The sequence below is a fragment of the Pectobacterium parvum genome, from assembly GCF_020971565.1.
Lineage (GTDB): Bacteria > Pseudomonadota > Gammaproteobacteria > Enterobacterales > Enterobacteriaceae > Pectobacterium > Pectobacterium polare.
The window spans coordinates 1,270,083-1,284,416 of the sequence record NZ_CP087392.1 but is presented as its reverse complement, the minus strand read 5'-3'; the positions used below and the strand labels follow the sequence as shown (position 1 = coordinate 1,284,416).

Sequence of the window (14,334 nt, the reverse complement as noted above, 5' to 3'; positions counted from 1 at the left end):
TCAGTAACGAGAAACAGCCCTCCTACAGATGTAGAGGGCTGTTTTTTTATAGCGATTAACTCAGGCTAAATTCAACGAGTAGTGGGTTATGGTCTGAGGCCTGAGTCACCAATACAGAAGACTGGTTAACGGTCAGCTCACGGTAAAAGACGAAATCGAGCGGTCGACCAAACGCCTTACGCCGTTGGTCATCAACGAAATGTACCTCCTGCAACCCCATCCTTACCGCAAACCGATTAAGTGCGTTGATACGCTGCTGACTCCATGCATTGAAATCTCCAGCCATGATAGCTGGCCCCTGATGATGTACGAGTTGTCCCCCAATCGCAGCCAGCTGCTTGGTATAAACCTCAACACCAAAACTAAAGTTAACCGCATGGATATTGATAACCATCAGCCTCTGGCCATTCTGAAGCGCATAGACCGTCACCAAAGAGGACTTAGCCAAACGCAGTAAAGGCTCCCTTTCACGTAAGGGGCAACAGTATACAGGCTGGGCTGCTGATAGCGTCATCACTCCAGATGGATGTTGCGGGAGGATAATGGCGGGGACCTGATCGGCTGAGAGATAGTTGGTGGTTGCAAAACGGATGAGCTCTGGCGTACTTTGTGCTTCCTGCAACAGGACTAGCTGGGTACCTTTACCGAAATTTTGCAACACGGAAAGCCAGTTCATTCGTTGCTGCTTAAAAATATTCCACACCATTACGCGTAAAACATCCCCCTCCAGCAACAATGACCCTGTCGGTAGCACTTGCCTCGGATAATGCATTTCTCCGGGAGGAAAGATACGTTCAGCTGGTTGACCAGCAACATACCTCATTGCATAGGTTCTTTTCCGCACGCCTAATCCACTATCAGTTTCAATACTCTAAATACCCTATCAAAAAAGAGCACTCTTCTGTTATAAGAATTTTATCGCAGACTTGCAATGTACGCTCGGCGATAGGATAGGATAGGATAGGATAGGATAGGATAGGATAGGATAGGATAGGATAGGATAGGAAAAAATGAAATGATCGGCAAAAACAAAGAAGAAGAGAAAGAAGAGAAAGAAGAGACGGATTCATCTAAAAAATTCTAATATTCAAATATGCAAAAAGCCCTAAGCGTTAGCTTAGGGCTTTTTGCATAATAAGTGGCGGAACGGACGGGGCTCGAACCCGCGACCCCCTGCGTGACAGGCAGGTATTCTAACCAACTGAACTACCGCTCCACCGAATTTCTCTACAACCACCAGATTGCTCCGGCTTACTGCTTAATTTGATGCCTGGCAGTTCCCTACTCTCACATGGGGAGACCCCACACTACCATCGGCGCTACGGCGTTTCACTTCTGAGTTCGGCATGGGGTCAGGTGGGACCACCGCGCTATCGCCGCCAGGCAAATTCTGTTTCATTCCAACCGTTATACCTCACTTTTCAGTGTGCACAACCATCAGAACCAATCTTTGAACAAGCTGATTATCAAAATCTCTTTGAGTCGTCTCAAAACACCTTCGGTGTTGTAAGGTTAAGCCTCTCGGGTCATTAGTACTGGTTAGCTCAACGTATCGCTACGCTTACACACCCAGCCTATCTACGTCGTCGTCTTCAACGGCCCTTCAGGGGCATCTAGTGCCCAGGGAAGACTCATCTCGAGGCAAGTTTCCCGCTTAGATGCTTTCAGCGGTTATCTCTTCCGCACTTAGCTACCGGGCAATGCAATTGGCATCACAACCCGAACACCAGTGGTGCGTTCACTCCGGTCCTCTCGTACTAGGAGCAACCCCTCTCAATCTTCCAACGCCCACGGCAGATAGGGACCGAACTGTCTCACGACGTTCTAAACCCAGCTCGCGTACCACTTTAAATGGCGAACAGCCATACCCTTGGGACCTACTTCAGCCCCAGGATGTGATGAGCCGACATCGAGGTGCCAAACACCGCCGTCGATATGAACTCTTGGGCGGTATCAGCCTGTTATCCCCGGAGTACCTTTTATCCGTTGAGCGATGGCCCTTCCATTCAGAACCACCGGATCACTAAGACCTGCTTTCGCACCTGCTCGAGCTGTCACTCTCGCAGTCAAGCTAGCTTATGCCTTTGCACTAACCTCCTGATGTCCGACCAGGATTAGCTAACCTTCGTGCTCCTCCGTTACGCTTTGGGAGGAGACCGCCCCAGTCAAACTACCCACCAGACACTGTCCGCAACCCGGATTACGGGCCTACGTTAGAACATCAAACATTAAAGGGTGGTATTTCAAGGTTGGCTCCACGCAGACTGGCGTCCACGCTTCAAAGCCTCCCACCTATCCTACACATCAAGGCTCAAGGTTCAGTGTCAAGCTATAGTAAAGGTTCACGGGGTCTTTCCGTCTTGCCGCGGGTACACTGCATCTTCACAGCGAGTTCAATTTCACTGAGTCTCGGGTGGAGACAGCCTGGCCATCATTACGCCATTCGTGCAGGTCGGAACTTACCCGACAAGGAATTTCGCTACCTTAGGACCGTTATAGTTACGGCCGCCGTTTACCGGGGCTTCGATCAAGAGCTTCGCCTTGCGGCTGACCCCATCAATTAACCTTCCGGCACCGGGCAGGCGTCACACCGTATACGTCCACTTTCGTGTTTGCACAGTGCTGTGTTTTTATTAAACAGTTGCAGCCAGCTGGTATCTTCGACTGATTTCAGCTCCGTGAGCAAGTCACTTCACCTACCATCAGCGTGCCTTCTCCCGAAGTTACGGCACCATTTTGCCTAGTTCCTTCACCCGAGTTCTCTCAAGCGCCTGAGTATTCTCTACCTGACCACCTGTGTCGGTTTGGGGTACGATTTAATGTTACCTGGAGCTTAGAGGCTTTTCCTGGAAGCGTAGCATCGGTTACTTCATCACCGTAGTGACTCGTCATCACGCCTCAGTGTTAATGATGACCCGGATTTACCAAAGTCATCCACCTTCACGCTTAAACCGGGACAACCGTCGCCCGGATAACCTAGCTTTCTCCGTCCCCCCTTCGCAGTAACACCAAGTACAGGAATATTAACCTGTTTCCCATCGACTACGCTTTTCAGCCTCGCCTTAGGGGTCGACTCACCCTGCCCCGATTAACGTTGGACAGGAACCCTTGGTCTTCCGGCGTGCGGGTTTTTCACCCGCATTATCGTTACTTATGTCAGCATTCGCACTTCTGATACCTCCAGCAGCCCTCACAGGCCACCTTCGACGGCTTACAGAACGCTCCCCTACCCAACAACACCTAAGTGTCGCTGCCGCAGCTTCGGTGCATGGTTTAGCCCCGTTACATCTTCCGCGCAGGCCGACTCGACCAGTGAGCTATTACGCTTTCTTTAAATGATGGCTGCTTCTAAGCCAACATCCTGGCTGTCTGTGCCTTCCCACATCGTTTCCCACTTAACCATGACTTTGGGACCTTAGCTGGCGGTCTGGGTTGTTTCCCTCTTCACGACGAACGTTAGCACCCGCCGTGTGTCTCCCGTGATAACATTCTTCGGTATTCGTAGTTTGCATCGGGTTGGTAAGTCGGGATGACCCCCTAGCCGAAACAGTGCTCTACCCCCGAAGATGAATTCACGAGGCGCTACCTAAATAGCTTTCGGGGAGAACCAGCTATCTCCCGGTTTGATTGGCCTTTCACCCCCAGCCACAAGTCATCCGCTAATTTTTCAACATTAGTCGGTTCGGTCCTCCAGTTAGTGTTACCCAACCTTCAACCTGCCCATGGCTAGATCACCGGGTTTCGGGTCTATACCCTGCAACTTAACGCCCAGTTAAGACTCGGTTTCCCTACGGCTCCCCTATACGGTTAACCTTGCTACAGAATATAAGTCGCTGACCCATTATACAAAAGGTACGCAGTCACCCTGATTAATCAAGGCTCCCACTGCTTGTACGTACACGGTTTCAGGTTCTATTTCACTCCCCTCGCCGGGGTTCTTTTCGCCTTTCCCTCACGGTACTGGTTCACTATCGGTCAGTCAGGAGTATTTAGCCTTGGAGGATGGTCCCCACATATTCAGACAGGATGTCACGTGTCCCGCCCTACTCATCGAACTCACAATCTGTGCATTTTTGTGTACGGGACTATCACCCTTTACTGTGCGACTTTCCAGACGCTTCCACTAACACACAAACTGATTCAGGTTCTGGGCTCCTCCCCGTTCGCTCGCCGCTACTAGGGGAATCTCGGTTGATTTCTTTTCCTCGGGGTACTGAGATGTTTCAGTTCCCCCGGTTCGCCTCATTACGCTATGTATTCACGTAATGATAGTGTGTCGAAACACACTGGGTTTCCCCATTCGGGTATCGTCGGGTATAACGCTTCATATCAGCTTACCGACGCTTATCGCAGATTAGCACGCCCTTCATCGCCTCTGACTGCCTAGGCATCCACCGTGTACGCTTAGTCGCTTAACCTCACAACCCGAAGGTGTCTTTGATTAATCAAAGTCACTGTCGTGCTGCGATTATTTGAGAGACTCATTGACACACTGACACGCCATTCATACCCGTAGGCATCAATGCATGTTCAGCTGTCATGTTTCAATTTTCAGCTTGTTCCAGATTGTTAAAGAGCAATATCGTAAACATGACTCCGAAGAATCATCTTTAAGATATTCGTGATAATGTCTTTCACTCATTATCGGATTGGCGTCCCCAAGGGGATTCGAACCCCTGTTACAGCCGTGAAAGGGCAGTGTCCTAGGCCTCTAGACGATGGTGACACGAAAAATCCGTACCGGATCATAAACCCGGCACTTTCGCGTCAGTATGAGTCTACACTCATGACATCAACAGGTGCGCTTGCTCAGTATTTTCATCAGACAATCTGTGTGAGCACTTCACTTAACACACATCTTTTTTGGTAAGGAGGTGATCCAACCGCAGGTTCCCCTACGGTTACCTTGTTACGACTTCACCCCAGTCATGAATCACAAAGTGGTAAGCGCCCTCCCGAAGGTTAAGCTACCTACTTCTTTTGCAACCCACTCCCATGGTGTGACGGGCGGTGTGTACAAGGCCCGGGAACGTATTCACCGTAGCATTCTGATCTACGATTACTAGCGATTCCGACTTCATGGAGTCGAGTTGCAGACTCCAATCCGGACTACGACGTACTTTATGAGGTCCGCTTACTCTCGCGAGGTCGCTTCTCTTTGTATACGCCATTGTAGCACGTGTGTAGCCCTACTCGTAAGGGCCATGATGACTTGACGTCATCCCCACCTTCCTCCGGTTTATCACCGGCAGTCTCCTTTGAGTTCCCGACCGAATCGCTGGCAACAAAGGATAAGGGTTGCGCTCGTTGCGGGACTTAACCCAACATTTCACAACACGAGCTGACGACAGCCATGCAGCACCTGTCTCAGAGTTCCCGAAGGCACTAAGCTATCTCTAGCAAATTCTCTGGATGTCAAGAGTAGGTAAGGTTCTTCGCGTTGCATCGAATTAAACCACATGCTCCACCGCTTGTGCGGGCCCCCGTCAATTCATTTGAGTTTTAACCTTGCGGCCGTACTCCCCAGGCGGTCGACTTAACGCGTTAGCTCCGGAAGCCACGCCTCAAGGGCACAACCTCCAAGTCGACATCGTTTACAGCGTGGACTACCAGGGTATCTAATCCTGTTTGCTCCCCACGCTTTCGCACCTGAGCGTCAGTCTTTGTCCAGGGGGCCGCCTTCGCCACCGGTATTCCTCCAGATCTCTACGCATTTCACCGCTACACCTGGAATTCTACCCCCCTCTACAAGACTCTAGCCTGTCAGTTTTGAATGCAGTTCCCAGGTTAAGCCCGGGGATTTCACATCCAACTTAACAGACCGCCTGCGTGCGCTTTACGCCCAGTCATTCCGATTAACGCTTGCACCCTCCGTATTACCGCGGCTGCTGGCACGGAGTTAGCCGGTGCTTCTTCTGCGGGTAACGTCAATCGATAAGGTTATTAACCTTACCGCCTTCCTCCCCGCTGAAAGTGCTTTACAACCCGAAGGCCTTCTTCACACACGCGGCATGGCTGCATCAGGCTTGCGCCCATTGTGCAATATTCCCCACTGCTGCCTCCCGTAGGAGTCTGGACCGTGTCTCAGTTCCAGTGTGGCTGGTCATCCTCTCAGACCAGCTAGGGATCGTCGCCTAGGTGAGCCATTACCTCACCTACTAGCTAATCCCATCTGGGCACATCTGATGGCGAGAGGCCCGAAGGTCCCCCTCTTTGCTCTTGCGAGGTTATGCGGTATTAGCTACCGTTTCCAGTAGTTATCCCCCTCCATCAGGCAGTTTCCCAGACATTACTCACCCGTCCGCCGCTCGTCACCCAGAGAGCAAGCTCTCCTGTGCTACCGCTCGACTTGCATGTGTTAGGCCTGCCGCCAGCGTTCAATCTGAGCCATGATCAAACTCTTCAATTTAAGATTTGTTTGATTTGCTTCTACTCGAGAAGCGATGCTCAAAGAATTAGTAACTGTTCATTCGTAATGAATTTCACTGTTGTTCACTCTTCAAGACTTTTTATATCGTTAAGATACGGTCTTGTGAGTGCCCACACAGATTGTCTGATTAAATTGTTAAAGAGCAGTGCGTTGTGGCCTTAACCACTTCGCGAGGTGGCGTATATTACGCTTCCCACCTTCAGAGTCAACACTTATTTTAAAGCGTTTTCTCTTTCTTTATCGACCCAGTTGTGTGCTCACAGCGCCGTGTCGATGGAGGCGCATTATAGGGATCCGATTCAGAAGCGCAAGCAAATATCGTAAAGTTTTTTCTGTTTGCGCATCTTTCATTCGTTCCGCTTGTTAACTGTGCGTTTTTATCCATTTTGGCAGGTCTGAGAGGCTTTCCAGCACACCATCGGCCAGTGCCTCGCCTTGCTCAGTGACGGGTTTACCGGTACGAACCAGCAGTTTCTTTCCTATACCAGCACCAATTGCAGCCTGGATATCCTCTAATTTGTCTCCCACCATATAAGAAGCTGCCATATCAATGTTCAGCTCACGCTGTGCGGAAAGCAGCATGCCCGGTTCAGGCTTACGGCAATCACAACTCTGGTGATACTCACCTTCCCCAGATTCAGGGTGATGCGGACAAAAATAGATGCCATCTAGATCAACACCACGATCGGCAAGCGACCAGTCCATCCACTCCGTCAGTTGCATAAACTGATCTTCTGTAAACTTACCGCGGGCGATGCCGGACTGATTCGTCACCACAACCAGCGCGAACCCCATGCTTTTCAACTCACGCATGGCATCAATGACGCCATCAATAAATTGAAAATGGTCAATGTCATGAACATAACCGTGATCGACATTGATCGTACCGTCACGATCAAGAAAAATTGCTGGAACGCTTTGTGCCACTGACTTTGCTCCTGAATGCCTAAATTACGCAGTAGTATCGCATGTTTTCACACCTAGGGAGAATGTAGAGCCATGACAATCCCGATTGACTTAGACGTCTAGACGCCCTAACATCCATTCAATATTCTGTTAATTCAGAAACTGATTTATCCAGCCATAGGCACTCACGATAAAAAACATATGATTGAACTTTCTAATATTACTAAGGTTTTCCAGCAAAACGGGCGGACAATTACCGCGCTTGCTGATGTCAGCCTTCATGTTCCCACCGGGCAAATTTATGGCGTTATCGGCGCATCGGGCGCAGGTAAAAGTACATTGATCCGTTGCGTCAATTTATTGGAACGTCCGACAGAAGGGAAAGTGCTGGTCGATGGCCAAGAACTGACTCAACTGTCAGATAGCCAGTTGACGCGAGCACGCCGTCAAATCGGCATGATTTTCCAACATTTCAACCTGCTCGCTTCGCGCACCGTTTTTGGCAACATTTCACTACCGCTGGAATTGGATAACACGCCGAAAGCCGACATAACCAAACGAGTCAATGAGTTGTTGGAGTTGGTTGGACTAGCAGATAAGCATGATGTCTACCCAGCCAATTTGTCCGGCGGACAAAAGCAGCGCGTCGCCATTGCCCGTGCGCTGGCTAGCAATCCTAAAGTTCTGCTGTGTGACGAAGCAACCAGCGCGTTGGATCCTGCAACAACCCGTTCAATTCTTGAGTTACTGAAAGACATCAATCGCCGCTTGGGCCTCACCATCCTTCTTATTACCCATGAGATGGACGTGGTGAAACGCATTTGCGATCAGGTTGCGGTGATCAGCGACGGACGACTCATCGAGCAGGACACCGTAAGCGAAGTCTTCTCACACCCGAAAACGCCGCTGGCGCAGAAATTCATTCAGTCAACATTACACCTGGACATCCCAGACGATTACCTCGCCCGTCTGTCCCCCGACTCTAGCCCGGATACCACGCCATTATTACGGATGGAATTTACGGGTAAATCGGTGGATGCCCCGCTGCTGTCCGAGGTTGCTCGACACTTTAACGTCAACAACAACATTATCAGCGCCCAGATGGATTATGCCGGTGGCGTTAAGTTCGGCATCATGCTAGCAGAAATGCACGGCAACGATGCGGATATCCAAGCCGCAATCCAATTCCTGCAGGAAAGTCACGTTACAATTGAGGTTCTGGGTTATGTCTGAAGCAATGATGTGGTTAATGGCTAAGGGAGTATGGGAAACCGTCGCGATGACGTTCGTTTCTGGTTTCTTTGGCTTTGTGCTTGGCTTACCCGTGGGCGTTTTGTTGTATACCACGCGTCCGGGGCAAATCATCGCCAATCCAAAGATCTACCGAACCGTTTCTGCACTGGTAAACATTTTCCGCTCGATTCCGTTCATTATTCTGCTGGTGTGGATGATTCCTTTTACCCGCATCATTGTCGGAACCTCGATTGGTCTACAAGCGGCTATCGTCCCTCTCACCGTGGGGGCTGCACCATTTATTGCCCGCATGGTGGAAAATGCGCTGCTTGAAATTCCTACTGGCCTGATCGAAGCCGCTCGTGCAATGGGTGCGACGCCGATGCAAATCATCAGAAAGATATTACTGCCGGAAGCATTACCGGGACTCATTAATGCCGCAACCATCACGCTAATTACGCTCGTAGGCTATTCTGCTCTGGGTGGAGCCGTGGGCGCAGGCGGCTTAGGTCAAATTGGTTATCAGTATGGTTATATTGGTTATAACGCGACGGTCATGAATACGGTATTAATATTACTGGTTGTTTTGGTTTACCTGATTCAATTCTGCGGCGACAGGGCAGTAAAAGCTGTCACACACAAGTAGTCATCACAATACGCATTTGCCATACAGGCATCTGCCAAGAGAATAATTAATTAGGGGTAAGGATATGGCGATTAAACTGAAATCTATTGCGACCATTGGCGCACTTATTGGTGCTCTGGCGCTAGCGGGATGTGGTCAGGAAGAAAAGAATCCTAATCATATTAAAGTCGGCGTTATTGTTGGCGCAGAACAGCAAGTGGCGGAAATCGCGCAAAAAGTGGCGAAAGACAAATACGGCCTGGACGTTGAATTGGTCACATTCAACGACTACGTTTTGCCAAATGAAGCCCTGAGCAAAGGCGACATCGACCTGAATGCCTTCCAGCACAAACCTTATCTGGATCAGCAGATCAAAGATCGTGGTTATAAACTGGTTTCTGTCGGCAACAGCTTTGTTTACCCAATCGCAGGTTACTCCAAAAAAATCAAATCGCTGAATGAGCTGCAAGATGGTGCTCAAGTTGCGCTACCAAACGACCCGACCAACCTGGGCCGTTCTCTGCTGCTGCTGCAAAAAGTCGGGTTGATTAAACTGAAAGACAACGTTGGTCTGCTGCCAACCGTACTGGATGTCACTGAAAACCCAAAAAACATCAAACTGGTTGAGCTGGAAGCACCACAGCTGCCACGTTCTTTAGATGACGCGCAAATCGCGCTGGCTGTAATCAACACCACTTACGCTAGCCAGATTAACCTCACGCCAACTAAAGATGGCCTGTTTGTTGAAGAGAAAGACTCTCCGTATGTAAACCTGCTGGTTTCACGCGAAGACAACAAAGACGCTGAAAACGTGAAGAAATTCGTTCAGGCTTATCAGTCAGATGAAGTGAATAATGCCGCAAATAAAATCTTTAATGGCGGCGCAGTGAAAGGCTGGTAATCCCACCCTAACGCGTTTAATTAAAAGATATCTGTAAGACGGGCTACGGCCCGTCTTGTTATTTGTGCAATTGCTTGCTTCAATACCCGCTCTTTGAGAAAAAGCAGAGGAATCCTTAATGCGTGCTGTTCCCTTTATATTGTTGGCCATGTCGCTGACAGGCTGTTCTTTATTTCAGAAGCCACCGGCACCGACACCTCAACCCGCTATTGAAACCAAAACTGTAGAACCTGCGCCTAAACCGAAGCCAGCGGCTCGCCCGACGCCAGCCGTGCTATATAAAAGTGCAGAAGAATTAGTCGGTAAACCTTTCCGTGATATGGGCGAAGTGTCAGGCTCCTCATGTCAGGTCAGCGCTCAGGACTCTCCTCCTAACGCGGCAAATGCGCGTAAAAGAATGCAAAACCGCGCAACCGCAATGAAAGCCAATGCAGTTTTACTGCATGAATGCCAAACCGTCAGCGGCGTAGCGGGTTGCTACAGCCAGGTAGTTTGCCAAGGCACTGCGCTGAAAGTCTCTGCACAATGAGTCAATTTGTTTTCAATCAGATCGGGATTATCCGCTCACCGTATAAAGAAAAGTTTGCCATTCCGCGGCAGCCGGGTCTGATTGAAGACGGAGGCGGAGAGCTTCATCTATTACCGCCGTACAATCAGGCAGACTGTGTGCGGGGGCTGGAAGATTTCAGCCATATTTGGATATTGTTCATCTTTCATCAAACGATGGACGGCGGCTGGCGTCCGACGGTTCGACCGCCGCGTCTGGGAGGAAACACACGTACGGGCGTTTTCGCTACGCGTTCCACCTTCCGTCCCAATCCTGTTGGCATGTCGCTGGTTGAATTAAAAGGGATCCGAACAAAAGGCGATGCGATCACGCTCGACTTAGGCAGTCTTGATCTGGTCGATGGCACACCAGTTGTCGATATCAAACCTTACCTGCCCTTTGCAGAAAGCCATCCTCAGGCGCGAGCGGGTTTTGCCCAAATGGCACCCGATGCCGCGATGCCAGTCACTTTTTCCCCCCTTGCAGAAAGCCAGATCGCAGAACACCAAAAGAAATATCCCCAGTTAAAACGCTTTATCTCGCAGGTATTGGCACAGGATCCGCGCCCCGCCTACCGTAAAGGGGAAAGTACCACGCGGGAATACGCCGTTTTACTATTGGAATTCAATGTGCGCTGGCGTGTATGCGAAGAACAAACCGAAGTGTTAAGTCTCGACCCGTCGCACACGTGTTAATACACGAACCGCAGCAATATATTCTAAAATTGTCCCTGCTCTCTTTTGACACGTCGCCCACGCTGGTAAACTAAGCCACTTTTTATGTGCCTTCGGCTGCGCGGCAGCCCTATGCTATTTATCGTTCTAACGGAACTAAAACCCCATGCGTACTAGCCAATACATGCTCTCCACACTCAAGGAGACGCCAGCCGATGCAGAAGTCATCAGCCATCAGTTGATGCTCCGGGCAGGAATGATTCGTAAACTGGCCTCTGGCCTTTACACCTGGTTGCCGACCGGTTTACGTGTTTTGAGAAAAGTTGAAAATATCGTGCGCGAAGAGATGAACAACGCTGGCGCGATTGAAGTTTCCATGCCCGTTGTTCAGCCTGCCGATTTATGGGTGGAAAGTGGACGTTGGGAACAATATGGTCCGGAACTGCTGCGCTTTGTCGATCGTGGCGAGCGTCCATTTGTGCTCGGCCCAACACATGAAGAAGTGATTACAGACCTGATTCGTAATGAAGTCAGTTCTTATAAGCAGCTACCGCTGAATTTCTTCCAGATTCAAACCAAATTCCGCGATGAAGTGCGCCCGCGTTTTGGCGTGATGCGCTCACGTGAATTCCTGATGAAAGACGCCTACTCTTTCCATACCTCGCAGGAATCGTTGCAGGCCACTTACGACGCGATGTACGCCGCTTACAGCCAGATTTTCAGCCGTATGGATCTGGATTTCAGAGCCGTTCAGGCGGATACCGGTTCTATCGGCGGTAACGCATCCCATGAGTTTCAGGTACTGGCGACCAGCGGCGAAGACGATATCGTTTTCTCAACGGAATCCGACTACGCAGCAAACATTGAACTGGCAGAAGCTGTCGCGCCGAAGTTAGGCCGCGCGGAAGCGACAGAAGAGTTGCGTCTGGTTGATACGCCAAATGCCAAGACTATCGCCGAGCTGGTTGCTCAGTTTAAGCTGCCGGTAGAAAAAACCGTGAAGACGCTGCTGGTTAAAGCGACGGAAGAAAGTGGCCATAAATTGGTTGCGCTGCTGGTTCGTGGCGATCACGAACTGAATGAAATCAAAGCGGAGAAAATCGCTCAGGTTGCCAGCCCGCTGACGTTCGCAACGGAAGAAGAGATTCGTGCAACTATCGGCGCTGGTCCAGGTTCACTTGGCCCAGTCAAGCTGACGATTCCGGTTGTTGTCGATCGTACCGTTGCAGCGATGAGCGATTTCAGCGCTGGCGCGAATATTGATGGCAAACACTATTTTGGCATCAACTGGGAACGTGACGTTACGCTGCCGCAGGTTGCAGACATCCGTAACGTAGTTGAAGGCGACATCAGTCCAGATGGCAAAGGCACACTGCAAATTAAACGCGGTATCGAAGTCGGCCATATTTTCCAACTTGGCAGCAAGTATTCTGAAGCGCTGAAAGCGACGGTTCAAGGTGAAGACGGCCGCAACCAGACGCTGACGATGGGCTGCTACGGTATTGGTGTGACACGCGTTGTCGCGGCAGCAATTGAGCAGAATAATGACGAACGCGGCATCATCTGGCCAGACGCGATTGCACCTTTCCACGTTGCTATTCTGCCAATGAACATGCACAAGTCTTTCCGCGTGAAGGAAGTGGCTGAGGAAATCTACCAGCAGCTGCGCGCTAAGGGCATTGAAGTTCTGCTTGATGACCGTAAAGAGCGTCCGGGCGTGATGTTCGCCGATATGGAGTTGATTGGTGTGCCGCACACCATCGTCATTGGCGATCGCAATCTGGATAGCGAAGAAATTGAATATAAGAACCGTCGGGTCGGTGAAAAACAAATGATTAAAACCAGCGAAATCATCGATTTCCTGCTGGCAAATATCGTCCGCTAATCGCCGTCGGACCGCCCTTTCACGCGAAAGGGCGAATACAGGCATAAAAAAATGGTGGGTTTCCCCACCATTTTTTATTTCAAGACGTTTATTTCAAGACATCAGTAACTCGTCATGAATTATTCACGAAACAGTTCTTCAATGCTCAACCCCTGAACCTGCAAAATGTCCCGCAGGCGGCGTAAGCCTTCAACCTGGATCTGACGAACACGTTCACGCGTTAAGCCAATTTCACAACCAACATCCTCCAGCGTAGCCGCCTCGTACCCTAGCAGGCCAAAACGACGCGCCAACACCTCGCGCTGCTTGGCATTAAGCTCAAACAACCATTTAACGATATTCTGCTTCATATCGTTATCCTGAGTAGTGCCTTCAGGTCCGTTATCTTTTTCGTCTGCTAGAATATCCAGCAGCGCTTTTTCCGAATCACCACCTAGCGGGGTATCGACGGAAGTAATACGTTCATTCAGGCGCAGCATGCGGTTGACGTCATCAACAGGCTTATCAAGCTGTTCGGCGATTTCTTCCGCACTCGGCTCGTGATCCAGTTTGTGAGACAATTCGCGCGCGGTGCGCAAATAAACGTTGAGTTCTTTGACAATGTGAATCGGCAAACGGATGGTACGGGTTTGATTCATGATCGCCCGTTCTATCGTTTGTCGAATCCACCAGGTTGCGTAGGTTGAAAAACGAAATCCTCTTTCTGGATCGAATTTTTCAACCGCACGGATCAGGCCGAGGTTCCCCTCTTCAATCAGATCCAGCAGCGCTAGACCACGATTGTTGTAACGGCGGGCAATTTTCACCACCAGCCGCAGGTTACTCTCGATCATCCGGCAGCGCGATGGGACATCGCCACGCAACGCGCGCCGGGCAAAATAAACTTCTTCTTCTGCAGTTAAAAGCGGCGAATAGCCGATTTCTCCTAAATAGAGCTGTGTTGCGTCTAGAACACGCTGTGGGACCCCTTGCGATAGCTGCTCGTCTTCCGCCGAGTCACTATCATTGGTATCTTCCTCTGCCAGCGCTTTATCGTCAAAAACGTCAAGTCCATTTTCGTCGAAATCGGTATCTTCATGTAACTCGTTAACTTTCAGCGTACTTTGGCTCATAAGTGGCTCCTACCCGTGATC

Annotated in this window: 9 protein-coding genes, 2 tRNA genes and 3 rRNA genes; 6 read left to right on the top strand and 8 right to left on the bottom strand. The window is 50.1% G+C overall.

The features are described from left to right. Positions 1-55 precede the first annotated feature (55 nt). From LOZ86_RS05710 to gmhB, 7 genes are all read right to left on the bottom strand, one after another. Positions 56-844: an endonuclease/exonuclease/phosphatase family protein gene (locus LOZ86_RS05710; RefSeq protein WP_039486509.1), complete on the bottom strand. Its 789-nt coding sequence runs from the start codon at positions 842-844 to the stop codon at positions 56-58. Positions 845-1,139: 295 nt separating this feature from the next. Continuing rightward, positions 1,140-1,216, bottom strand: a tRNA-Asp gene (locus LOZ86_RS05705). A gap of 52 nt (positions 1,217-1,268) precedes the next feature. Further along, positions 1,269-1,384: ribosomal RNA gene (gene rrf, locus LOZ86_RS05700) — 5S ribosomal RNA — on the bottom strand. A gap of 124 nt (positions 1,385-1,508) precedes the next feature. Further along, a 23S ribosomal RNA gene (locus LOZ86_RS05695) occupies positions 1,509-4,418 on the bottom strand. A 232-nt stretch (positions 4,419-4,650) separates the two neighbouring features. Further along, positions 4,651-4,726: transfer RNA gene (locus LOZ86_RS05690), tRNA-Glu, on the bottom strand. A gap of 141 nt (positions 4,727-4,867) precedes the next feature. Further along, positions 4,868-6,409, bottom strand: a 16S ribosomal RNA gene (locus tag LOZ86_RS05685). The 16S, 23S and 5S rRNA genes sit together here with 2 tRNA genes alongside, the layout of an rRNA operon. Before the next feature lie 384 nt (positions 6,410-6,793). Further along, on the bottom strand, positions 6,794-7,357 hold the full coding sequence (gene gmhB / locus LOZ86_RS05680) for a D-glycero-beta-D-manno-heptose 1,7-bisphosphate 7-phosphatase (protein ID WP_039484819.1): 564 nt from the start codon (positions 7,355-7,357) through the stop codon (positions 6,794-6,796). 180 nt (positions 7,358-7,537) lie between these two features. Here gmhB and metN point away from each other — a divergent pair, with 180 nt between their 5' ends. From metN to proS, 6 genes are all read left to right on the top strand, one after another. Next, positions 7,538-8,569: a methionine ABC transporter ATP-binding protein MetN gene (gene metN / locus LOZ86_RS05675; RefSeq protein WP_039484822.1), complete on the top strand. Its 1,032-nt coding sequence runs from the start codon at positions 7,538-7,540 to the stop codon at positions 8,567-8,569. After that, complete coding sequence (locus tag LOZ86_RS05670) at positions 8,562-9,215, top strand: methionine ABC transporter permease MetI (RefSeq protein WP_230242959.1); 654 nt, start codon at positions 8,562-8,564, stop codon at positions 9,213-9,215. Before metN ends, LOZ86_RS05670 begins: the two co-directional genes overlap by 8 nt. Positions 9,216-9,279: 64 nt before the next feature. After that, complete coding sequence (locus tag LOZ86_RS05665) at positions 9,280-10,095, top strand: MetQ/NlpA family lipoprotein (RefSeq protein ID WP_039484827.1); 816 nt, start codon at positions 9,280-9,282, stop codon at positions 10,093-10,095. A gap of 118 nt (positions 10,096-10,213) precedes the next feature. Beyond that, complete coding sequence (gene rcsF / locus LOZ86_RS05660; protein ID WP_039484830.1) at positions 10,214-10,624, top strand: Rcs stress response system protein RcsF; 411 nt, start codon at positions 10,214-10,216, stop codon at positions 10,622-10,624. Next, positions 10,621-11,337, top strand: coding sequence for a tRNA (N6-threonylcarbamoyladenosine(37)-N6)-methyltransferase TrmO (gene tsaA, locus LOZ86_RS05655; protein WP_039484833.1), 717 nt, complete (start codon positions 10,621-10,623; stop codon positions 11,335-11,337). Before rcsF ends, tsaA begins: the two co-directional genes overlap by 4 nt. A gap of 145 nt (positions 11,338-11,482) precedes the next feature. Then, the gene (proS, locus tag LOZ86_RS05650; RefSeq protein WP_039484835.1) at positions 11,483-13,201 is read left to right on the top strand and encodes a proline--tRNA ligase; all 1,719 of its coding nucleotides are present in this window, start codon (positions 11,483-11,485) and stop codon (positions 13,199-13,201) included. Positions 13,202-13,320: 119 nt separating this feature from the next. On the opposite strand, the gene rpoS is transcribed toward proS, so the two are convergent. Continuing rightward, positions 13,321-14,313, bottom strand: coding sequence for an RNA polymerase sigma factor RpoS (gene rpoS, locus LOZ86_RS05645; RefSeq protein ID WP_039484837.1), 993 nt, complete (start codon positions 14,311-14,313; stop codon positions 13,321-13,323). Positions 14,314-14,334 lie beyond the last annotated feature (21 nt).